This is a genomic window from Nocardioides sp., from assembly GCF_044226765.1.
Taxonomy (GTDB): domain Bacteria; phylum Actinomycetota; class Actinomycetes; order Propionibacteriales; family Nocardioidaceae; genus Nocardioides.
In genome coordinates, this window is the sequence record NZ_JBGAGJ010000006.1 from 43,204 (window position 1) to 65,558 (window position 22,355).

17 protein-coding genes are annotated in these 22,355 nt (G+C 73.3%); 2 read left to right on the top strand and 15 right to left on the bottom strand.

Going from position 1 to position 22,355, the window contains the following annotated elements; genetic code table 11:
* Window positions 1-21: 21 nt before the first annotated feature.
* Window positions 22-1,980, bottom strand: a complete 1,959-nt coding sequence (locus ACILRH_RS13875; protein ID WP_395694207.1) for a glycoside hydrolase family 3 protein — start codon at window positions 1,978-1,980, stop codon at window positions 22-24.
* Between the two features lie 134 nt (window positions 1,981-2,114).
* Here ACILRH_RS13875 and ACILRH_RS13880 point away from each other — a divergent pair, with 134 nt between their 5' ends.
* Complete coding sequence (locus ACILRH_RS13880) at window positions 2,115-3,278, top strand: ROK family protein (RefSeq protein ID WP_395694209.1); 1,164 nt, start codon at window positions 2,115-2,117, stop codon at window positions 3,276-3,278.
* A gap of 88 nt (window positions 3,279-3,366) precedes the next feature.
* On the opposite strand, the gene ACILRH_RS13885 is transcribed toward ACILRH_RS13880, so the two are convergent.
* From ACILRH_RS13885 to ACILRH_RS13925, 9 genes are all read right to left on the bottom strand, one after another.
* The gene (locus ACILRH_RS13885) at window positions 3,367-3,732 is read right to left on the bottom strand and encodes a hypothetical protein (protein WP_395694211.1); all 366 of its coding nucleotides are present in this window, start codon (window positions 3,730-3,732) and stop codon (window positions 3,367-3,369) included.
* A gap of 142 nt (window positions 3,733-3,874) precedes the next feature.
* The gene (gene ffh / locus ACILRH_RS13890) at window positions 3,875-5,449 is read right to left on the bottom strand and encodes a signal recognition particle protein (protein ID WP_395694212.1); all 1,575 of its coding nucleotides are present in this window, start codon (window positions 5,447-5,449) and stop codon (window positions 3,875-3,877) included.
* Between the two features lie 240 nt (window positions 5,450-5,689).
* The gene (locus tag ACILRH_RS13895; protein WP_395694214.1) at window positions 5,690-7,918 is read right to left on the bottom strand and encodes a [protein-PII] uridylyltransferase; all 2,229 of its coding nucleotides are present in this window, start codon (window positions 7,916-7,918) and stop codon (window positions 5,690-5,692) included.
* A 40-nt stretch (window positions 7,919-7,958) separates the two neighbouring features.
* Window positions 7,959-8,297 (bottom strand): P-II family nitrogen regulator, encoded by a 339-nt coding sequence (locus tag ACILRH_RS13900; protein WP_395694215.1) that lies wholly within the window; start codon window positions 8,295-8,297, stop codon window positions 7,959-7,961.
* Window positions 8,294-9,700 (bottom strand): ammonium transporter, encoded by a 1,407-nt coding sequence (locus tag ACILRH_RS13905; protein WP_395694216.1) that lies wholly within the window; start codon window positions 9,698-9,700, stop codon window positions 8,294-8,296. The genes ACILRH_RS13900 and ACILRH_RS13905 overlap by 4 nt, the downstream gene beginning before the upstream one ends.
* Before the next feature lie 116 nt (window positions 9,701-9,816).
* Window positions 9,817-10,155 carry a P-II family nitrogen regulator gene (locus ACILRH_RS13910; RefSeq protein WP_395694218.1) on the bottom strand — a complete coding sequence of 113 codons (339 nt, stop codon included), beginning with the start codon at window positions 10,153-10,155 and terminating at the stop codon, window positions 9,817-9,819.
* Window positions 10,152-11,441 (bottom strand): ammonium transporter, encoded by a 1,290-nt coding sequence (locus ACILRH_RS13915; protein ID WP_395694220.1) that lies wholly within the window; start codon window positions 11,439-11,441, stop codon window positions 10,152-10,154. Before ACILRH_RS13915 ends, ACILRH_RS13910 begins: the two co-directional genes overlap by 4 nt.
* A gap of 372 nt (window positions 11,442-11,813) precedes the next feature.
* Entirely contained in the window at window positions 11,814-12,950 is a 1,137-nt protein-coding gene (gene ftsY / locus ACILRH_RS13920; RefSeq protein WP_395694222.1) for a signal recognition particle-docking protein FtsY, read from the bottom strand.
* Window positions 12,951-12,974: 24 nt separating this feature from the next.
* Window positions 12,975-13,199, bottom strand: a complete 225-nt coding sequence (locus ACILRH_RS13925; RefSeq protein WP_395694224.1) for a hypothetical protein — start codon at window positions 13,197-13,199, stop codon at window positions 12,975-12,977.
* Between the two features lie 225 nt (window positions 13,200-13,424).
* Between ACILRH_RS13925 and ACILRH_RS13930 the strand changes: the two genes are divergently transcribed.
* The gene (locus ACILRH_RS13930) at window positions 13,425-14,381 is read left to right on the top strand and encodes a class I SAM-dependent methyltransferase (protein WP_395694225.1); all 957 of its coding nucleotides are present in this window, start codon (window positions 13,425-13,427) and stop codon (window positions 14,379-14,381) included.
* On the opposite strand, the gene ACILRH_RS13935 is transcribed toward ACILRH_RS13930, so the two are convergent.
* The 5 genes from ACILRH_RS13935 to smc all read right to left on the bottom strand — a co-directional run bounded on the left by ACILRH_RS13935 (window position 14,365) and on the right by smc (window position 22,220).
* Entirely contained in the window at window positions 14,365-16,287 is a 1,923-nt protein-coding gene (locus tag ACILRH_RS13935) for a glycosyltransferase (protein ID WP_395694227.1), read from the bottom strand. The two genes, ACILRH_RS13930 and ACILRH_RS13935, sit on opposite strands and share 17 nt — an antisense overlap.
* Entirely contained in the window at window positions 16,284-17,543 is a 1,260-nt protein-coding gene (locus ACILRH_RS13940) for a nucleotide sugar dehydrogenase (RefSeq protein WP_395694228.1), read from the bottom strand. Before ACILRH_RS13940 ends, ACILRH_RS13935 begins: the two co-directional genes overlap by 4 nt.
* A 75-nt stretch (window positions 17,544-17,618) precedes the next feature.
* The gene (locus ACILRH_RS13945; RefSeq protein ID WP_395694230.1) at window positions 17,619-18,170 is read right to left on the bottom strand and encodes a hypothetical protein; all 552 of its coding nucleotides are present in this window, start codon (window positions 18,168-18,170) and stop codon (window positions 17,619-17,621) included.
* Window positions 18,171-18,201: 31 nt separating this feature from the next.
* On the bottom strand, window positions 18,202-18,657 hold the full coding sequence (locus ACILRH_RS13950; protein ID WP_395694232.1) for an acyl-CoA thioesterase: 456 nt from the start codon (window positions 18,655-18,657) through the stop codon (window positions 18,202-18,204).
* On the bottom strand, window positions 18,654-22,220 hold the full coding sequence (smc, locus tag ACILRH_RS13955) for a chromosome segregation protein SMC (protein WP_395694233.1): 3,567 nt from the start codon (window positions 22,218-22,220) through the stop codon (window positions 18,654-18,656). Before smc ends, ACILRH_RS13950 begins: the two co-directional genes overlap by 4 nt.
* Between the last annotated feature and the right edge of the window lie 135 nt (window positions 22,221-22,355).

Here is a 22,355-nt window from a genome sequence, read left to right on the forward strand (position 1 = left end):
GCCCCGGACGCTACCGGGACGTCAGCGACCGTGGGTCCGCAGCCCGAAGCCGAACCGGTAGAGCGGGTCGTAGTCCTCGTCGCCGACGTTGATCGGCTCCTGGGCCAGCGACCGCGGCCAGGACACCGGAAGCCTGCCGGTGAAGGGCCGCCGCCCGAAGAGCACGTCGGCCACGCCGGCACCCTCGCTGCCCGGCAGCCACGACGCGACCAGCGCGTCGGTCCGCTTCAGCAGGGCCGGCGGGATCACCAGCGGCCGCCCCGAGACGACCGCGACGACGCAGCGCTCGGCCCGGGCGCACACCGTCCGCACGGCCTGGGTGTCGGCCACGGACAGCCGCATCGTCTGCGGCGGCCGGGGGACGTTGTGGTCGGCCGGGTCGTAGGCCCACTGCGGGCCGCCCACGTCGCCGAAGCCCTCGGCGTACGGCGTCTCGCCGACGACGACGATTCCGACCGAGTGCCGCGGCACCGGCTTGGCGGCCGTCTCGCTGTACACGACCTTCGCGCGGGCGTCCTGCCGGATCCCGTCGAGGATCGTGGTGCCGGGAACGACGTTGGTCGAGCCGCCCTGCCAGGTCAGCGTCCAGCCGCCGGCCTGGTTGCCGATGTTGTCGGCGTTGCTGCCGGCCACGTAGACCGGCGTTCGCGGCTTGACCGGCAGCGTGCGGTGCTGGTTGCGCAGCAGCACCTGGCTCTCCGCGGCCGCCTTGCGTGCCCACCAGTGGTGGGCCTTGCTGCCGACCTGCTTCAGGTGCGTGCGGTCGGTCAGCGGGTGCTCGAAGAGCCCCAGCTCGAACTTGGCCGTGAGGATGCGCGAGACGGCGTCGTCGATGCGGTCCTGCGAGACGGTGTGGTCCTCGACCAGCCCGGTGAGGGTGGAGATGAACTCGCGGTAGCCCGTGTCACTGCCGGAGTAGGGCTCCATGAACATGTCCACGCCCGCGTCGACCGCGGTCGCGACCTGCTCGGCGTAGCTGCCCGGGAGCTGCCGGACCGCCTGCCAGTCGGAGACGACGAAGCCGTCGAAGCCCATCTCGCCCTTGAGGACGTCGGTGAGCAGCTCGTGGTTGGCGGTCATCTTCACCGCGTCGTCGGTGCTGCCGCCGTTGAAGTCGGTGCTGGAGAAGGACGGCATGACGGAGCCGACGTGGTGCTCCTGCACGGCCGGCCAGTACGGCGCGAGCGCGAGCCGGTCGAACTCGGCGCGGGTGACCCGGTCGATCCCCTGGTCGATCGGGTAGGCACCGGTGCCGGCCTTCGTCTCGTCGTACGACGTCAGCCCGTCGCCCGCGAAGTGCTTCGCCGTCGCGAGCACCCGGTCGGCGTGGTCGAGCTGCCCCGGCCCACCCTGGAGTCCGTCGATCGCGGTCTCCATGGACTCGACCAGCCCCGGCGTCTCGCCGAAGCTCTCGTAGCTGCGGCCCCACCGGTCGTCGCGGACGACGCAGATGCAGGGGGCGAACGCCCACTGCGGACCGGTCGCCCGGATCTCCTGCGCGGTGATGTGGGCCAGCCGCTGCACGAGCCGCGGGTCACGGGTCGCGCCGAGCCCGATGTTGTGCGGGAAGACGGTCGCACCCTGCACGTTGTTGTGGCCGTGCACCGCGTCGACGCCGTAGAGCAGCGGGATGCCGAGCGGCGTGTCGAGGGCCGCCTGCTGGAAGGTGTCGACCATGTCGGCCCACGCCTTCGGGGTGTTGGGCGTCGGCACGGACCCGCCGCCGGAGAGCACGCTGCCCAGCCGGGCCTCGGTGACCTGGCTCGGGTCGTCGGCGACGTCGGCGCGCTCGGCCTGGGTCATCTGGCCGATCTTCTCGGCGAGCGACATCCGGCCGAGCAGGTCGGCGACGCGCACCGCGGTGGGCTGGGTGGGGTCCTGGTACGGCGGCGGGTCGTCGCCGGCCGCGGACGAGGTGGGTTGCAGCAGCGTCACGGTCAGCGCGCCCGCTGCGAGGGTGCCGAGGACAGCACGGATCATCAGGGTTCTCCTTGCCCGATCAAGAAGTGGAGTCGCCAACGTAAGAACGGGAAATCGTCCGGGTCAATGCGTAAAGAACGTGCAACAGGCGTCTTTTAGTGCGATCTCCGGAGCAATCGACGTACCGTCGGAGCATGGTCGCCACCAGCTCCCTCGAGCGCCTGCGCGAGACCAACCGGCGCGCGATCACCACCCTGCTCGCCGCCGAGGGCCCGATGAGTCGCGCCGACCTGGTGCGCGGGACCGGGCTCTCGCGCACCACCGTCTCCAGCCTGGTCGGCGACCTGATCGCCTCCGGGCACATCGTCGAGACGGCCGACCGGGGCCGGCCGCACAAGGGCGGGAGCGGACGGCCGCCGCTCCTCGTGGCGCTGGCGGTCCAGTCGGGCGGGGTGGCCGGCGTCGACATCGGGCACGGGCACGTCCGGGTGGCCGTCGCCGACCGCGGTGGCACGGTGCTCGCCGAGGAGACCGTGACGATCGACGTGGACCCCGACGGCCAGGCCGCGCTCGACCACGCGGCGCAGATGGTGCACCGGGTGCTCGGGGACGCCGGCGTACCGGCCGAGGACCTGCGAGCCGTGGGCATGTGCGTGCCCGCGCCCCTGGACCGCCGCTCCACCCGGGTCCGCACCGGGATCCTGCCCGGCTGGCGGGAGGTCTCCCCCGCCGACGAGCTGCGCCGCCGCCTGGGCGTCCCGGTCTTCGCCGACAACGACGCCAACCTGGGCGCGATCGCCGAGGTCGGTCACGGCGCCGCGAAGGGCGCGACCGACGTCATCTACGTCAAGGTCGCCAGTGGTCTCGGCGCCGGGATCGTGCTCGGCGGCCGGCTGCACCGGGGCACCACCGGGATGGCCGGGGAGCTCGGTCACGTGCAGGTCGTCGAGGACGGACAGGTCTGCCGCTGCGGCAACCGAGGCTGCCTGGAGACGCTGGTGTCGGCTTCCCGGCTCATCGGCGTCCTGCAGCCGGCGTACGACGGGGAGCTGACCGTGGAGCGGGCCCTCGAGCTCGAGACGGCCGGGGACGCCGGGGTCCGGCGGGTCCTCTCCGACGCCGGTCGTGCCGTCGGGCGGGCGCTGGCGGACCTGTGCAACAACCTCAACCCCGAGGTCGTCGTGATCGGCGGCTCCCTCGGCGCGTCCCCCGCCCTGCGCGAGGCGGTCCGTCGGGCCGTCGACCGCTACGCCCAGCCCGACACGGCCGCGGCGTTGCGGGTGGTCCCGGGGCTTCTCGGCAAGCGGGCGTCGGTGGTCGGCGCCGTGTCGCTGGCGAACGCGAAGGTCACCGCCTGACCGCTGTAACGCCGGGTCAGTGCCTGTTCCCAGGATGCTGCACCGTGGTGGGAACAGGGAGCAACCCGGCGTTACAGCTGGTCGGGCGTCACAGCTGGTCGAGCAGCCAGGAGGGGCTGAGCGCCTCGGCGCCCACGCCGCCGACCCGCGCCTGGAGCATCCGGTCGGCGGTGACGACCGTGACCCGGCGCCCCCGGACCGCGGCGAGCCGCGCCTGGCTCACGATCGTGTCGTCGCCCTCACCCGGCGCGTGCACCGTGCTGACGTGCCCGTCCCGGCCCACGCGGACCCCGCCCCGGGCCTGGCCCTCGAGGACGAGCACGACCTCGGCGTACGGGAGGTCGGCGACCATCAGGGCCTCGTGCAGGCGCCGGGCCGCGCCGGCCCGGTCCTTCCACCAGCCGTCGGGGCGGGTGCCCACGACGTTGGCGGCGTCGATGATGAGCGTGGTCATGTCGAGATCACCGTCGCCTTCCATCCCACTGGGTTTCGACGCGCCCGTCGCGTCGGCTCGCAAGCTCGCCGGCGCGGGGCTTGCTCAGCCTCGTCGCCCGACTCCGCCCGCTCGCTGCGCTCCTGGCCGGCTGGGCGCCTGATCACTTCAGGTACTTCGAGAAGTCCTTGGGCAGGTCGAGCGCCGCGGCGGCCTTCTCGTAGTCGATCTGCTCCTCGCCCGCGGGCCGTCCGAACGGGTTGGCCCCCGCCGACGCGGCCCGCTCCTTCTGGGCCGCGGCCTGCTGCGCCGCCTTGGCGGGGTTGCCGGAGACCCGGCGGCCCTTGGCCTTCTTGGGCGCCTGCTTGGCCTTCGACCGCTTGCCGCCCATCCCGGGCATGCCCGGCATCCCGGGCATGCCCGGGATCCCGCCACCCTTGGCGAGGGACTGCATCATCTTCCGGGCCTCGAAGAACCGGTCGACGAGCTGGTTGACGTCGGAGACCTGGCGACCCGAGCCCTTGGCGATGCGGGCGCGCCGGGAGCCGTCGATGATCTTGGGGTTTGCCCGCTCGGCCGGCGTCATCGACTGGATGATCGCCTGGATGCGGTCGATCTCGCGCTCGTCGAAGTTCTCGAGCTGGTCGCGGAACTGGCCCATCCCGGGCAGCATCCCCATGATCTTCGACATCGAGCCGAGCTTGCGCACCTGCTGCATCTGCTCGAGGAAGTCGTCGAGGGTGAACTCGCCGCCCTGGCCGGTGAGCTTGGCCGCCGCCTTGGCCGCCTGCTCGGCGTCGAACGCCTTCTCGGCCTGCTCGATGAGCGTCATCACGTCGCCCATGTCGAGGATGCGCGAGGCCATCCGGTCGGGGTGGAACAGGTCGAAGTCGGTCAGCTTCTCGCCGTTGGAGGCGAACATGACCGGCTTGCCGGTGATCGACGCGATCGAGAGCGCGGCACCGCCGCGGGCGTCGCCGTCGAGCTTGGTGAGGACGACGCCGTCGTACCCGACCCCGTCGAGGAACGCCTGCGCCGTGGTCACCGCGTCCTGACCGATCATCGCGTCGACGACGAAGAGCACCTCGTCCGGCTGGACGGCGTCGCGGATGTCGGCGGCCTGCTTCATCATCTCCGCGTCGACGCCGAGGCGGCCCGCGGTGTCGACGATGACGGTGTCGTGGAGGGTGCGCTTGGCCTCCTCGATCGACGCTCGAGCCACGGCGACCGGGTCGCCGACGCCGTTCCCCGGCTCCGGCGCGAAGACGGTGACGCCGGCGCGCTCGCCGTTGACCTGCAGCTGGTTGACCGCGTTGGGCCGCTGGAGGTCGGCGGCGACGAGCATCGGCGAGCGGCCCTGCTCCTTCAGCCACAGCGCGAGCTTGGCCGCCAGGGTCGTCTTGCCGGCGCCCTGGAGGCCGGCGAGCATGATGACGGTCGGGCCGGACTTGGCGTAGCGCAGGCGACGGGTCTCGCCGCCGAGGATCGTCACGAGCTCCTCGTTGACGATCTTGACGACCTGCTGGGCCGGGTTCAGCGCCTGGCTGACCTCCTCGCCGCGCGCCCGCTCCTTGACCGCCGCCACGAACTCCTTGACGACCGGCAGCGCGACGTCGGCCTCGAGCAGCGCGATCCGGATCTCGCGCGCGGTGGCGTCGATGTCGGCCTCGGAGAGCCGACCCTTGCCCCGGAGGTTCTTGAAGGTGTCGGCGAGCCGGTCGGAGAGTGTGGCGAACAAGAGAGTCCCTCAGCAGTCGTACGGTGCGTCCGACCAGCCTAACCGGGTGGGGGCGCCGAGCCGGAACGGGCGACGTCCGGGGGGCTCGTGGGGGTCCGACCGGTCCCAGGTTCATGTCCCAGGTTCATCACGGGATGCAGGCGAACCCGCACGTCCCACGACGTGCCCACCATGGGACGTGCAGGCTCACCAACAGACCATGGTGAAGCTGCGACGACGGCGACCTGCAGACGGCCGCGGTCAGCCGGCCGGCGGCACGGAGAGCGCGGCGCGCACGGCGTGGGCGGCCTCGGCGGCGCGGGAGTCGCTCAGGGCGCCGGCCGAGGCCTCCTGGAGGTAGAACACGTCGACGGCCTGCGGTCCCAGGGTGTCCACGTGCGCGGAGCGGACGGCGACGTCGAGGGCGGCCAGCGCCGCGCACACCTGGTGGACCACACCGGGCCGGTCGGCCGTGCGCACCTCGAGCACGGTCGCCTGCTGCGAGGCCTCGGGGCGTACGACGACCGCCGGCTCGAGCTCGCCGGGACCCCGGCCGCCACCCAGCCGCCGGGCGACGTCCACGCGGCCCTCGACGACCGCGTCGTAGCGCTGTCGCAGGACGCCCGCGTCGAGGCCGGGATCGGCCAGCTCCCACACCGAGACGCCGTAGTGGTCCTGCGACCAGGCTCGCGCCGCGCGCACGGGGACCCGGGCCAGGGCGAACGTCGCCGCGAGGTCGGCGAGCAGCCCCACCCGGTCCGGCGCGATGACGGTGACGCGGGAGCCGTCGGAGGCGGCGTCGACCTCGATCGAGACCGATCCCTGGCGGACGGCGGGGGGCACGGTGACGTCGTCGGTGACCACCGGGGGCAACGAGGCACCGGAGCCGAGCGCGGCGCGGGCCCGGCTGGCGAGGTCGCGGATCAGCCCCGCGCGCCACGACGACCACGCCTTGGGTGCGGTGGCGCGCGCGTCCGCCTCGGTGAGGGCGAGGAGCAGGTCCAGGGCCTCGACCGAGCCGATCCGTGAGACGAGCAGGTCGACGGTCGCGGGGTCGTCCGGGTCACGCGTCGTCGCGGTCTCCGCGAGGAGCAGGTGCCAGCGGACCAGGCGAGCGACCAGGTCGACGGCGTCGGGAGTGAAGCCGAGGCGCTCGGCGATGCGGCGGGCGATCGGCTCCCCCGCGACGCTGTGCTCGGTCAGGCTGCCCTTGCCGATGTCATGCAGCAGCGCGGCCACCATGAGCACGTCGGGGCGGGCGACCTGGCGGATCAGCGCCGACGCCTCGACGCAGGTCTCCACGACGTGGCGGTCGACGGTGAAGCGGTGGATCGCCGACGCGTGCGAGAGCAGCCGGACCCGCTCCCACTCCGGGAGGATCCCGCCGAGCGCACCGGTCTCCTCCAGCGTCTCCCACACCGCGAGCAGGCCGCGGCCCGAGGCGAGCAGGCGCACCAGCAGCTGGCGGCCCTCGGCCGGCCAGGGCGTCGGCAGCGGCGCCGACTCGCGTGCCAGGCGCGCCGCGGTCGGCGGCGCGAGCACGGCGTCGTGCTCGGCGGCCGCGGTGGCGGCGCGGAGCAGCAGCAGCGGGTCCTCGGCCGGACGCGCCGTCCTGTCGAGGACGACCTCACCGGCCGACAGCGCCACGCCCGGCGCCAGCGGCGCCATCGGCGGTCGCCGCGGGCCGCGCAGCGACGCGGGCTCGGCGAGCACGGCGTCGACCCGGCGCCACGTCAGGTGGGAGATGTGCGCGATCCGGCGGCCCAGCTCGCGCACGTGCACCTGGGCGGCGCGGGCGTCGTCCAGCCCGAGCCGGTGCGCGACCTCGGTCCACGCCTCCGGGGCGACGCGGTCGGTCGGGCGACCCGCGACCTCCTGGACGACGTCGCGCACGTCGAGCAGCGCGACGCGGCTGCGCTCGAGCTCGACGTGCGGCACGTCGACCAGCCAGGTCGCCACCAGCGCCTTGAGCACCGTGGCGTCGCGCAGGCCGCCCTCGGCCTCCTTGAGGTCCGGGACCGACAGGTGCGCGAGCTCCCCCACCCGCTCGTGCCGCGACCGCACCAGCTCGCGCAGCGCCGGCAGCCGGTCCCGGGAGCCGCGCCGCCAGTGCGCGAGCATCGTGGTGCGCAGCCGCAGCGTGAGGTTCGGGTCGCCGGCGAGGTGCCGGACGTCGAGCAGGCCGAGCGCGACCTTGAGGTCGCGGTCCGCGGCGCCCACCATCTCGGGCAGCGTGCGCACCGAGTGGTCCAGCCGGGTGCCGGAGTCCCAGAGCGGGTACCACAGCTCCTGGGCCGGCGCCGTGACGTCGACGCCCTCGTCGGACACCAGGACCAGGTCGAGGTCCGAGCACGGCGCGAGCTCGCCGCGGCCGTAGCCGCCCACCGCGACCAGGGCGGCCCCGGTCTCCGGGCCGCCGCAGCGCTCGTAGGCCCCGGCGCAGAGGGCGTCGGCCTCCTCGGTACGCCGGGCGCGGTCGGCCGCGGTCACGACGCGCCCGCGCGCCGCGGGGTCGCCGGTGGCGGGGTGCTCAGAGCGCGCCCTCGTCCCGCTCGCCGGTGCGGACCCGGACGACCGACTCGACGGGCGTCACCCAGACCTTGCCGTCCCCGATGCGGCCGGTGGCGGCACTGGAGACGATCGCGTCGACGACCGTGTCCGCGTCGCCGTCGTCCACGACGATCTCGACGCGGATCTTCGGGACCAGCGTGACGTCGTACTCGGCGCCCCGGTAGACCTCGGTGTGGCCCTTCTGCCGGCCGTAGCCGCTGACCTCGCTCACCGTCATGCCGGTGACGCCGACCGCTTCGAGCGCGGACCGGGCGTCCTCCCACTTGTGCGGCTTGATGACCGCGGTGACCAGCTTCATGCGCGTGGCTCCTCGTCTCGGTGGTGGGCGATGCCGCCCAGCATCCCGTGTCCCGCCGAGCGGGTGCCGGCGGTGGCGTGCAGGTCGTACGCCGTCTCGGCGTGGACCACCATGTCGATGCCGCTGACCTCGTGCTCCTCGTCGATGCGGAAGCCGAGGAGCTTGTCCACGACCAGGCCGATGACGCCCGAGACGACCAGAGCGTAGACGAGCACGGCGACGGCACCGACCAGCTGGCGGCCGAGCTGGTCCAGCCCGCCGCCGTAGAACAGGCCGTCGACCCCGGTCGGTGCCGCGGCCGTGGCGATCAGCCCGATGCCGAGAGTGCCGACCAGGCCACCCACCAGGTGCACCCCGACCACGTCGAGGGAGTCGTCGTAGCGGAAGCGGTACTTCAGCCCGACCGCCCAGGCGCAGACCACGCCGGCGACCGCGCCCATCGCCGCCGCCCCCAACGGGGTGAGCGAGCCGCAGGACGGGGTGATGGCGACCAGGCCGGCCACCATCCCCGAGGCGGCGCCGAGCGAGGTCGCGTGGCCGTCCCGGAACCGTTCGAGGACCAGCCAGCCGAGCGAGCCCGCCGCGCCGGCGACCAACGTGGTGGTGAAGACGACGGCGGAGGTCTGGCCGGCGGACAGGGCCGAGCCCGCGTTGAACCCGAACCAGCCGAACCACAAGAGCCCGGCCCCCAGCATCACCAGGGTGAGGTTGTGCGGGCGCATCGGGTCGCGGCCGAACCCGACCCGGTGCCCCAGCACCAGCGCCAGGGCGAGCCCGGACGCTCCGGAGCAGATCTCGACCGCGGTGCCGCCGGCGAAGTCGACCAGGCCGACCTGGTTGACCAGCCAGCCGCCGCTGTGACCGTCGCCGTCGACGTCGAAGACCCAGTGGGCGACCGGCGCGTAGACCAACAGGGTCCACACCGCGACGAAGACCAGCCACGCCCCGAACCGGGCTCGGTCGGCGATCGCGCCGGAGACCAGCGCGCCGGTGATCACGCAGAAGAGGCCCTGGAAGACCGCGAAGAGGATGAGCGGCACGTGCGAGGCCCCGTTGCTGGCCGCGGACATCAGCTGGCCGAGCCCGGCGTACTGCGTCGGGTCCCCCACGAGGCCGGCCCCGACGTCGTCGCCGAAGGCGAGCGAGTAGCCGACCAGCACCCACAGGACCGTGATGACCGCGAGCGCGCCGAACGTCATCATCATCATGTTCAGGACGCTCTTGGAGCGCACCATGCCGCCGTAGAAGAGCGCGAGACCCGGCGCCATCAGCAGCACCAGGGCCGCGGCCGCGAGCAGCCAGGCGGTGTCACCGGTGTCCAGTCCCGACGACGGGGCGGCGAGGGCGGACGGTACGGCGGGCAGGGCGGCCGGCAGCGCGATCACGGCGTTCACCGTGGCCACCGGCTGTTACGTCCGGCCGCGCGGAATGTTTCGCCCGCGTTAACGAGTCGCGCCCGCGACCCGGCCCCTGCGTGAGGAGCCGGGTCGCGGGCGTGTCCACGGGTGGGTCGGGTCGGTCAGAGCGCCGCGTCGTCGCGGTCGCCGGTGCGGACCCGCACGACCGTGTCGACCGGGCTGACCCAGACCTTGCCGTCACCGATCCGGCCGGTCTGCGCGGTCTTGACCACGATCCCGACCACGTCGTCCGCGTCCTCGTCACCGACGACGATCTCGATGCGGATCTTGGGCACCAGCGCGATGTCGTACTCCGCGCCGCGGTAGACCTCGGTGTGGCCCTTCTGCCGGCCGTAGCCGCTGACCTCGCTGACCGTCATGCCGGTCACGCCGAAGGTCTCGAGGGCCTCCCGGACGTCCTCCCACTTGTGCGGCTTGATCACCGCGGTCACGAGCTTCATGCGTGCGCTCCTTGGGTCGAGGGGGCGGTGCTGCCGGCCAGGATCGAGCCGGGCGTCCCGGAGCCACCGAGGCCGGTGTGCAGGTCGTAGGCGGTCTCGCCGTGCTGGTCGAAGTCGATGCCCTCGACCTCGGCCTCCTCGGTGATCCGCCAGCCCAGCGTGTACTTGATGGCCAGTGCGATGAGGAGGGTGAAGAACCCGGACCACGCAACGGCGATCAGGGCCGCCATGAACTGGTCGTAGAGCGACTCGAAGCCGCCGCCGTAGAAGAGACCGTCGACGCCGCCGGGGGCGCTGGCGGTCGAGAACAGGCCGATCAGGAGCGTGCCGAGGAGACCACCGACGAGGTGGACGCCCACGACGTCGAGCGAGTCGTCCATGCCGACCTTGAACTTCAGGCCCACCGCCCAGGCGCAACCGATGCCGGCGATCGCGCCGACCGCGATGGCACCGGTGAGGTTCACCGCGCCACAGGCCGGGGTGATCGCGACGAGACCGGCGACGACGCCGGAGGCGGCGCCCAGCGAGGTGGCCTTGCCGTGCAGGATCCGCTCCATCAGCAGCCAGCCGAGCATCGCGGCGCAGGTCGCGATCGTGGTGTTCATGAAGGTGACACCGGTCTCGGAGCCGAACTGTGCGATGTCGGCCTTCTCGCTCTCACCCGTGAGGACGATGGAGCCGACGTTGAACCCGTACCAGCCGAACCACAGCAGGCCGGCACCGATCATGGTGAGGGTCAGGTTGTGCGGCCGCATCGGCTCCTTGCCGAACCCGACCCGCTTGCCGATGACCAGGGCGAGCACCAGGCCGGCCATGCCGGCGTTGATGTGCACGACGGTTCCACCGGCGTAGTCCTGGGCGTGGAAGTGCTCGGAGATGAAGCCGCCGCCCCAGACCATGTGGCCGATCGGGAAGTAGCTCAGCGTCACCCAGATCGGCAGGAACACCACCCAGGCCGACATCTTCACGCGGTCCGCGATCGCTCCCGAGATGAGCGCCGCCGTGATCACGGCGAACGTCAGCTGGAACACCACGAAGATGTAGCTGTCGGTGCCCACGTCCTTCAGGCCCCACAGGCTGAAGGGGTTGGCGAACACACCCCCGATGTCGTCGGGACCGAATGACATCGACCAGCCCCACAGCACGTAGACGATGCCGACGACGCCGAGCGCCAGGTAGGACATCATCATCATGTTGAGCACCGACTTCGACCGGCTCATGCCGCCGTAGAACAGTGCCAGTGCGGGCGTCGTCATCATCAGGACGAGGGCTGTCGCCACCAACATGAAGGCGTAGTAGCCGTCCACTGAACCTCCAGGGATCACATCTCGGGAGGGCGACACCGCGCCGACTGCTCTGTCGACTCCGGGGTCAGCCCCATTGAGGAAGACCCTCGGCGGGCGAGGTTTCAGTCCTGACCGTCACGTGTTGCGGTCGTGCAACGAGTTCCGGCCCGGTGTTACTTCGGTGTTACGACCTCAGGACGCGCCGGGTCCGCTTCAGCCGAGCAGGGCGTCGACGAACGCACCGGGGGTTCCGGTGACCAGGGCCCTCGGCGACGTCATACGAAGTGGCGGGCCGGGCGACCAGGTCGCCTGACGTCCCGGCAACGTCATACGAAGCGGCAGGCCGGGCAACCAGGTCCTATGACGTCCCGCTCAGCCGAGCAGGGCGTCGACGAACGCACCGGGGTCGAACGGCGCCAGGTCGTCCTCACCCTCGCCGAGGCCGACGAGCTTCACGGGCACTCCCAGCTCGCGCTGGACCTGGACCACGATGCCGCCCTTGGCGGAGCCGTCGAGCTTGGTCAGCACGATGCCGGTCACGTCGACGACCTCGCTGAACACCCGGGCCTGGATGAGCCCGTTCTGACCGGTCGTGGCGTCGAGGACCAGCAGCACCTCGGTGACCGGGGCCTGCTTCTCGATCACGCGCTTGACCTTGCCGAGCTCGTCCATCAGCCCGGCCTTGTTCTGCAGCCGGCCGGCGGTGTCGACGATCACGGTGTCGGCGCCGGTGTCGACGCCCTCCTTGACCGCGTCGAACGCGACGCTCGCGGGGTCGGTGCCCTCCGGGCCGCGGACCACGTCGACCCCGACCCGCTCGCCCCAGGTGGCGAGCTGCTCGACCGCAGCGGCCCGGAACGTGTCGGCGGCGCCGAGCACGACCGAGCGGTCCTCGGCGACCAGGATGCGCGCGATCTTGCCGACGGTGGTGGTCTTGCCGGAGCCGTTGACCCCGACCACGAGGACGACGCCGGGCTGGCCCGCGGCGCCGCTGACCTGCAACCGCCGGTCCATGTCCGGACCGACCAGGGCGAGCAGCTCCTCGCGGAGCACGTCGCGGGCGTCCTCGGGCGCACCCTCCACGCGCAGCCGGGTGCGCAGGTGCTCGACGAGCTCCTGGGTCGGGGCCACGCCGACGTCGGCGGTGAGCAGGGTGTCCTCGATCGACTCCCAGGTGTCCTCGTCGAGGCGGTCGCGCGAGAGCAGCGCGAGCAGGCCACGGCCGAGGGCGCCCTGCGAGCCGGCCAGCCGCTGGCGCAGCCGCACCAGGCGCGACGCCGTACCCTCCGGCTTCTCCAGTGCGGGGGCCGCCGGGGCCTCGGGCTCGACGACCAGCGGCTCCGCGGTCGGCTCCAGCTCGACCGGTGCCGCCACGTCGGCCGGCGCCGGTGGCGCGACGACGTCGGCGCCGGTGCCGCGTCGGCCCGGCGCGCGCGCGACGATGAAGCCGACGACGGTCAGCACCGCGAGGACCGCGATGCCGATGATCAGGTAGAGCCAGTCACCCATGGCTTGATCCAATCAGAGGACGGTCTAGCGCCGCGGCTCGACGTCCTCGTAGGACTGCTGGTGAGGAGGCGAGTACTCGGCGGCCTCGTCGGGCCCCAGCACCGGAGCCGCATCGGCCGCCCGGTTCATCGCGCGGCCAAGCCACGGGGCGGCCGGGACCTCCTCCCCCCGCTGTGGGTAGGCGGCGTAGACGACCACCAGGCCGGCCACGACCAGGATGACGAGCATCGCGATCACGACGACGAGCACACACACCTCCGAGATGGGGAACCATCTTCCACGGTGCCACGACGGTGGGGCGATGTCCCGCCGAGCGCGCTGCAGGCGCCCGAATGCGTCAGGGATCACACGCGCGGCCCGACCGCCGACGAGGCCCGGGTCGGTCTGTTCTACGATCCCGGTGACCTGCACGGCCGTCTCGCGAGCCGTGCCCGCGGGCCCGCGCCCCCGACGATTGGACGACGCACGATGCGGATGCGCTGGCTCGCACTCACGGGCGGCGCGGCGTGGGTGGTGGTCGTGCTCGTGGTGTCGGTCGCGTCCGACCTCGACGCCGGCGTCGCCGTCCTCCTCGGCCTGGTCGGCCTGCTGGCCGTCGCGGCCCTGGTCGCCTCTCTCGGGACGATCCGCGCGCTTCGCCGCGTGGAGGAGGCGGCGGCTCGGGCGGCGAAGCCCCGGCCCGCACCGCGCGCCAGCGAGATCGCGCCCGGGTCCCGGAAGGCGATCACCCGTGAGGTGAGCCGCGCGGTGAGCCGGGACGTCGCCCGCACCGTCGACCGCACGGTCGACCGCGAGCTGTCCCGGACGTTCCGCCAGGTCGAGGCGCTGCACAACCTCTACGCCGTCATCGACATCGAGCACGCCCTCCCGGCCTCGCGGGGATGGCCCGCCTCCCCCGACCTCCTGCTGCTCCTCGTCGACCTGGTCGACCGGCACCGCCCCACGCTGGTCGTGGAGTGTGGAAGCGGCCTCTCGACGCTCTGCCTGGCGCTCGCGATGCGCCGCCAGGGCATCGACGGCCGGGTCGTCGCGCTCGAGCACCTCGAGCAGTACGCCGAGCAGACCCGCGAGCTGCTGCGACGCCACGGCGTCGACGACATCGCCGAGGTGCGGTCCGCGCCCCTGGAGCCGGTGGAGATCGGCGACGTCGCGGTCGACTGGTACGCACGGTCGGCGTGGGAGGACCTCCGCGACGTGCAGCTGCTGTTCGTCGACGGACCTCCCGGCTCGCTCTCCCCCCTCTCGCGCTACCCGTCGATCCCGTTCTTCGTCGACCGGCTCACGCCGGGCTCACACGTGGTGCTCGACGACTACCGGCGGGAGAAGGAGCGCGACGTCGTCGCCCGCTGGCAGGCCGAGTACGGCGATCGCCTGACGCTGGAGAAGGTTCCGCTCGAGAAGGGCGCCGCCCTCCTCACGCTCGACGCCTGACCCGCTCCCGGACCAGCTCCGCCAGGCCCACCCGTCCGACCCGCAGGGCCAGCGCTCCTCCGGCATCCTCCGGGGTCGCGGCCAGCACGCGTGTGCCCTGGCGCCACCTGACCGGCGGCAGGGCCCCGTCGGCGGGGACGGGGAGCGTGAGGTGCTCGGCCCCCGAGCCCCAGCGCAGCCGGGCGGTCCAGCGGCCCTCCGCGAGCCCCGCCACCGGCACCCGGCCCTCCAGGTGGTCGTCGGCCACCGTGACGAGCCCCTGCTGGACCGCTCCCCCGGTGGCGACCAGCTCCACCGCGGCCGGGGCGTCGACCCGGCCGTCCGTGTCGACCCGGACGACGAGGTCCGCGCCGTCCCACGAGGTGTCCCACGCGTGCGCGACCTCCGCCGGCCGGACCGCGGGCCGGCCGACCTGGAGCACGAGCCCGCCGGGCGCCACCCGGGCGCGGACGACCCGGCCACCGCCCGCGGCGGAACGCGCGACCCCGACCGCGGCCGGGAGCGTGGGGCTCTCGCCGTCGGCGGATCCCAGGCGAGGGGTGCGGACGATCCCGTCGACCTCGATCCGCAGGTGCACGGTCCAGGTGCCGCCGGGCAGCGGGTCGCCGTCGGCGAGGTGGTCGAGGTCGATCGACGCGCTGAAGCCGTCGTCGTCGACGGTCGCCGGCACGGAGCGCTCCGGCGCGGCCCGGCGCAGGTGTCGCAGCACGACGGTCACCGTGGGGCGGCGGGTGACCCGGCGCAGGCCCGCCGCACCGCGCAGGTGCAGGGTCGACCCGGTGAACCAGAACCGCTCCACCGCCTCGTGCGGCCGGAGCCGGTCGGTCGTCTCGAAGAGCTCGTCGGGCAGCCCCACGGCAGGGTCCCGGAAGAAGGGCAGGTCGGCGTACGCGCGGCCGCCCTCGACGAGGACCTCCGCCGAGAAGTCCTCGTCGGTCGCGGCCAGCGCCGACCGGGCCTGGTCCAGGAGGCCGCGCCGGCACAGCTCGTAGACGACCCGCCGGTCCGGCGTGAGCGTCGCGTCGAGCTCCGGGTCGAGGCGCGCACGCACCAGCTCGGCGCAGCGCGCCAGCAGGGCCTCCTGCTCCTCGGCCGGGACCTCCGTGGTCATCCGCATCACCCGCCACAGGTCGCCCTGCAGGTGCCGGTGCATCAGGCGGGTACGCCGCGCGGGGTCGGTGACCTCGCGGACCACGAGCGCGCACATCGCCTCCACCACGTCGATGCGGTCGGCGACCGACCCGGACCGGGTCACGTGCTTGCCGTCGTCGCGCCACTCGGCGAAGTAGTAGTCGTAGTCGGCCAGCACGCTGATGCGGGACGCGCGGAAGTAGGCCAGCGCCGTGAACGGCTGGTCGGAGAGGACCGGGAACTCGGTCGGGAACCGGATGTGGTGCTCCTCGAGGAAGCCGCGCCGGAAGAGCTTGAGGGCCGACAGGCTCCAGTAGACGCCGGAGGTGGCCAGGTCGGCGTCGAGGTCGGTCCGGCGGAAGGTGCGGCCGGGCAGGCCGCGTCCCGACGTGGTGGCCATCTGGCCGGCCACGACGTCCGACCCGTTCTCGTCGGCCGCCGCGACCAGCCGCTCCAGGGCCTCGTGGCCGAGGTGGTCGTCGGCGTCGAGGAAGAAGACGTAGCGGCCGGTGGCCAGGTCGAGCGCCGTGTTGCGCGGACCCGCGGGTCCGCCGGACCCGACCGGGAAGTGCACCACCCGGAACAGGCCGGGGTGGCGGTCCGCCCACTCGTCGACGGCGGCCCCGGTGCCATCCGTGGACCCGTCGTCGACGACGACGACCTCGATCCGGTCCGTGCCCAGCGTCTGCGCGACGACCGACTCGAGGCAGCGGTGGAGGTAGGGCAGGGCGTTGTAGGCAGGGATGACGACGCTGACGTCCGGGACGGACGTCACAGCTGCTCGACGTTCTCGCCGCCGCACCGGTGCCGGGTGTCGAAGACGTAGCCGGCGGTCCGCGAGACGAGGTCGTAGTCCAGGTCGTCGTGGTCGGTCAGGAGGACGACCACGTCGGACCACCGCAGCACCTCCTCGTCGAGGTCGACGACGTCGACCCCGGCGGGCAGCAGCTCGGGCTCGGTGTGCGGCTCGACGGCGCGTACCTCGGCGCCGAGGGCGAGCAGCTGCTGGGTGACGGTGAGGGCGGGCGACTCGCGGATGTCGCCGACGTTCTTCTTGTAGGCCAGGCCGAGGACCAGGACCCGGGCGCCGTTGACGGCCAGGCGCCGCTGGTTCAGCCCGGCCTGCACCCGGCGTACGACGTAGTCGGGCATGTGGTCGTTGATCTCGTTCGCCGCCGACACGATGCGCAGGTCGCTGCGGGACGTCTGCCGGACCTGCCAGAGCAGGTAGGACGGGTCGATCGGCAGGCAGTGGCCGCCGACGCCCGGCCCGGGCGTGAACCGCATGAACCCGAACGGCTTGCTGTCCGCCGCCTCGATCGCCTCCCAGATGTCGACGCCCAGCTGGGGGGTGACGGTGGCGATCTCGTTGACCAGCGCGATGTTGACGTGTCGGAAGGTGTTCTCCAGGAGCTTGGCGAGCTCGGCGGTGCGGGTGCTGGAGACCGGCACCGTCCGCTCGACGAAGGCGTCGTAGAAGGTGCGGACCCGGGTGAGCGACTCGTCGTCGATGCCGGAGACGATCTTCGGGGTGTTGGCCAGGCCCCACGACGGGTTGCTCGGGTCGATCCGCTCGGGGCTGTAGCCGAGGTGGAAGTCGGCGCCCGCCCGGAGCCCGCTCCCCTCCTCGAGGATCGGCAGCAGGACCTGGTCGGTCGTCCCCGGGTAGGTCGTCGACTCCAGCACCACGGTCGCGCCGGGTCGCAGCAGCCCGGCGACCGCACGCCCGGAGTCCTCGACGTAGGTCAGGTCGGGAGCACCTTCCCGCAGCGGCGTGGGGACGGTGATCACGAAGACGTCGGCGCCGTCGGCCTCCGACCAGCTGGTCGTCACGCGGTAGCGGCCGGTGTCCAGCGCGGTGCGGAGCGCGGCGGAGGAGATGTCCTCGATGAACGAGTCCGCCGCCGCCAGCCGGGCGACCCGCCACTGGTCGACATCGACCCCGACGACGTCGAAGCCGGCCCCCACGGCCGCCATCGAGAGGGGCAGGCCGACGTAACCCTGGCCGACCACGGCCACGAGCTTGCTCACACGATCCTCATTTCGACGTCCGGCTCGACGTACGGCGTCCCGCGGGCTCCTCGCGTGGAGGCGTCCGGGGACCGGTCACTGCGACGAATTGTGCCGCACGCCCCACTCCGCGAGCGCCGCGGCTCGGTCGCCCTCGGCGCCGATCCGGTCCAGGAAGCGACCGAAGTCGGCCGCCACCGTCTCGAGCTCCACGGACATCGACGGACGGTCGCGGAGGAACTCCTCGATGTTGACGGTGACGGTGTCGACGTAGTGGCGGCAGACGTCGATGCGCCGCTCCTCCGGCCAGTCGCGTACTCGCTGGACGATGCCGTGGCCGAAGGCCCGGATGATCGAGGGGCGGAACGTGGAGTCCCACCGCTTCAGGAAGCTCTGGGCGACCGCCTCGGGGTCGCGCCTGAGATGGACGTAGAGCACGTCCCGGTCGCGGTAGGCCCGCCCGAGGCCGCCGAGGTGCCAGGACAGCCGGTTGTCGACCTCGACGTGCTGCTCGGGGTAGTCGAAGCGGGCCGCGCCGATGCGGGCCGAGCGGCTCTCGTGGCCGGCGGTGTAGTTCGTGAGGTGCTGGGACGCCTCGACGAACGTCATGGAGCCGCACCGGCCGGTGCACAGGACGAAGACGTTCACCGCGCGATTCTCCTCCGGGTCCCAGCGACGCTCACCCCGGGCCGTCCCCGGCGCGCAGCAGCGGCTCGACCGCGGTGCGGACCAGGTCGGGCAGGGGTGTCACGGGGCGGCCAGGGTCGGTGTTGTCGACGTACACGTGGACGAAGTGACCCTCGGCCGCGGCGTGGTCGCCCTCGCCCTGGAACAGCCCGACCCGGTAGACGACCGAGGACCGGCCGACCCTGTCCACCACCACGCCGACGTCGACGGGCTCGGGGTAGCCGACCTCGGCGAAGTAGCGGCAGCCGACCTCGGCCACGACGCCGATCGCGTCCAGCGCGCGGATGTCGGTGCCGGTCGCCTCCGCGAGGTGGTTGTTGACCACCGTGTCGATGATCTCGAAGTAGCGGGCGTTGTTCATGTGGCCGTAGACGTCGATGTCGGCCCACCGGGTCGTGACCTGCTCCCAGTGGACGTAGTCGGCGCGCGTGGGCCGTGCGGTGGTCACGCCGGTTCGGCGTCGCGCAGACGCTGGCTGATCACCGCGGAGACGCCGTCGCCGCGCATCGTGACGCCGTAGAGGGCGTCGCCGACCTCCATCGTGCGCTTCTGGTGGGTGATGACCAGCAGCTGGGAGTTCTCCCGCAGCTCCTCGTAGATCTCCAGCAGGCGGCCCAGGTTGGTGTCGTCCAGCGCCGCCTCGACCTCGTCGAGGATGTAGAACGGCGACGGACGGGCCTTGAAGAGCGCCACCAGGAAGGCGACCGCGACCAGGGACCGCTCACCGCCGGAGAGCAGCGAGAGCCGCTTGACCTTCTTGCCCGGAGGCCGGGCCTCGACCTCGACGCCGGTGGCGAGCATGTCGTCGGGGTCGGTGAGCACCAGCCGACCCTCACCGCCGGGGAACAGCCGCGCGAAGGTCGCGTCGAAGGCCTTGCTCACGTCGGCGTACGCCTCGGTGAAGACCTGCTCCACGCGCTGGTCGACCTCGCGCACGATGTCGAGAAGGTCCTTGCGGGTGCGGCGCAGGTCCTCGAGCTGCTCGGAGAGGAACTGGTGACGCTCCTCCATCGCGGAGAACTCCTCGAGCGCGAGCGGGTTGACCCGGCCGAGCTCGCGCAGCGCGCGCTCGGCGGCCCGCAGCCGCTTCTGCTGCTCCTCACGGACGTACGGCACCGGCTCCGGCGGCTCCTCGCCCTCGGGCACCTCACCCCAGAAGGGGACCGGCACGTCGGGCCCGTACTCCGCGACCAGGCTGTCGGCCTCGATCCCGAGCTCCTCGAGCGCCCGCTCCTCCAGCTGCTCGATCCGCATCCGCTGCTGGGTGCGAGCCACCTCGTCGCGGTGCACCGAGCTCACCAGGTCGTCGTGCTCCTGCCCGAGCCGGCGCAGCCGCGCGCGGACCTCGCGCAGCTCCTGCTCGCGCCCGCCGCGGGACTGCTCGACCGCCGTCCGGGCCTCCGCGGCGCGGTGGATCGAGACCTCGAGACGGCCGAGCACGTAGCCGACCGCGGCGCTGACGGCCGTCGCGGCCTCGCCCTCGCGGATCAGCCGGGCCCGGCGCTCCGCGGCCCGGGCGCGGGCCTCCCGCTCTGCGGTGGCCGCCCGCACCAGGGCGTCCGCACGCCCGTGCAGGGCTCGGGCCCGCTCCTCGGAGGTGCGCAGGGCCAGCCGGGCCTCGGTCTCGGCCTGCCGGGCAGCCCGGGCCTCCTCCACCAGGCGCTCGCGCACGCTGGTGTCGGGCTCCTCCTCCGGGGCGTCCGCGGCGGAGGTGAGCCGGGCCTCGAGCTCGGCGAGCCCGGCGACCGCCTGCGCACGGGCCTCCTCGGCGGTCGCGATGGCCTGCGCGAGGCGCTCCGCCTCACCCCGGGCGGCCCGGGCCAGGGAGCCGTGCTGCCCCAGCTCCTCGGCCACCGCCGCCAGCGTCGCGTCGGACTCGTGGAGCTTGGCCAGCGCGACGTCCACACGCTTCTGGGCCTCGAGGCGCTCGGCCTCCAGCCGCGACATGTCGAAGCCGAGCCGCTCGGCGGCCGCGGTCGCCTCGGCCAGGCGCTCGGTCGCCTCGTCGACCGCGGCCTGGACCTCGATCAGGCTGGGCTGGCTCGAGGAGCCGCCGGCGGCGAAGTGCGCGCCGAGCACGTCGCCGTCGCGGGTGACCGCGGTGAGATCGGCGTGGTCGCGGACCAGCGAGCGGGCGGTCGTGAGGGCGTCGACGACCGCGACCCGGTCCAGCAGGCGCACCAGCGCCGGGCGCACGGGCTCGGGGCACTCGACGACATCGACGGCGTACGTCGCGCCGGTCGGCAGCGCGGGCCGGTCCCGTCCTGCTCCATCGGCCGGGGCGGGCGCACCGCCCAGCACCAGGCTGGCGCGACCCAGGTCGTCGCCCTTGAGGTGGTCGATCGCACGGACCGCGGCGTCGGCATCGGCAACGACCACGGCGTCGGCGGCGGCGCCGAGCGCGGCGGCGACGGCCGTCTCGTACCCCGTCCGCACGCTGAGGAGCGCGGCCACCGAGCCGAGCAGGCCCGACACCGAGTCGGAGGCGGCGAGGAGCGCGCCGGCTCCGTCCTTGCGCGCCAGCCCCATCTCGAGGGCGTCCTTGCGGGCGGCGAGGCCGGTGCGGTCGCGGTCGGCCTGCAGCGCCTCGTCGCGGAGCTTGGCGAGCCGCTCCTCGAGGTCGTCGAGGGCGGCGGACGCCGCCTCGTGCTCCGCGTCGAGCCCCTCCTCGCCGGCGTCGAGCCCGGCGACCCTGGTCTCCAGGGCGGTGAAGTCGCGCTGGGCCCGCTCGGCGCGCGCGAGCGCGTCCTCGCGCGCCCTGCCGAGCCGCCCGACCTCCTCGTCGGCGGCCGCGGCCCGCGACTTCATCGCGTTCACCTGGCCGGTGAGCCGGGCCAGGCCCTCGCGGCGGTCGGCGGCGGCGCGCTGGAGCGCCGCGACCCGGCGGTCCTCCTCCGCGGCGGCGTCCTCGGCGGCACGGCGCGCGGTGACGGCCGTCTCGAGCCCGGTCCGGCTGGCCTCGACCTCGGCGGCGATCCGCTGCTCCTGCTCCCGGACCTGCTCGGCCTCGGCCTCGAGCTGCTCGGGGTCGCGGCCCGACCGCGCCTCCTCGGCGTCGGCGGTGCCCGCCGCGTTGCGGATGCGCTCAGCGGCCAGCGACTGGGTGCCGCGCAGCCGCTCGCGCAGGCCGGACAGGGCGTACCAGGTCTCCTGCGCGCGGGCAAGCGCCGGCAGGTCGGTGCGCAGCGCCTCCTCCAGCGCCGCCTCCGCCTCCCGGGTCCGGGCCGTCTCGGCCTCGACCTGCTCACGGCGGGCGACCAGCACGGACTCGTCGGCCATCTCCTGCTCGAGGGCCGTGCGGGCGACGACCAGGTCGTCGGCCATCAGGCGGGCCTTGGCGTCGCGGACGTCGGCCTGCACGGTCGCCGCACGCCGCGCCACCTCGGCCTGGCGGCCCAGCGGCTTGAGCTGGCGCCGGATCTCCACCAGCAGGTCGTTGAGCCGGGTCAGGTTGCCCTCGGTGGCGTCCAGCTTGCGGAGCGCCTTCTCCTTGCGCTTGCGGTGCTTGAGGACGCCGGCGGCCTCCTCGATGAACCCGCGGCGGTCCTCGGGGGTCGCGTGCAGGATCGAGTCGAGCTGGCCCTGGCCGACGATCACGTGCATCTCGCGGCCGATGCCGGAGTCCGACAGCAGCTCCTGCACGTCGAGCAGGCGGCACGGGTTCCCGTTGATGGCGTACTCCGACCCGCCGCTGCGGAACATGGTGCGGCTGATCGTCACCTCGGCGTACTCGATCGGGAGCGCCCCGTCGGCGTTGTCGATGGTGAGCAGCACCTCGGCGCGGCCCAGCGGCGGGCGGCCGGACGTGCCGGCGAAGATGACGTCCTCCATCTTGCCGCCGCGCAGCGACTTGGCGCCCTGCTCGCCCATCACCCAGGCGAGCGCGTCCACGACGTTGGACTTGCCCGAGCCGTTGGGCCCCACGATGCAGGTGATGCCGGGCTCGAGCTGCAGCGTCGTCGAGGAGGCGAAGGACTTGAACCCCTTGAGGGTCAGGCTCTTCAGGTACAACGTCTGGCTCCCGGCTGGTCGGAGACGGCGGTCTGGTCACCGCTGAGGACGACGGCCGCGGGACCCGGAGGATCATGGCAGCCGGCCTGGGGGAAGCTCAGCGAGCCTCACCCTACCTGCCGACTCGGCGCTACT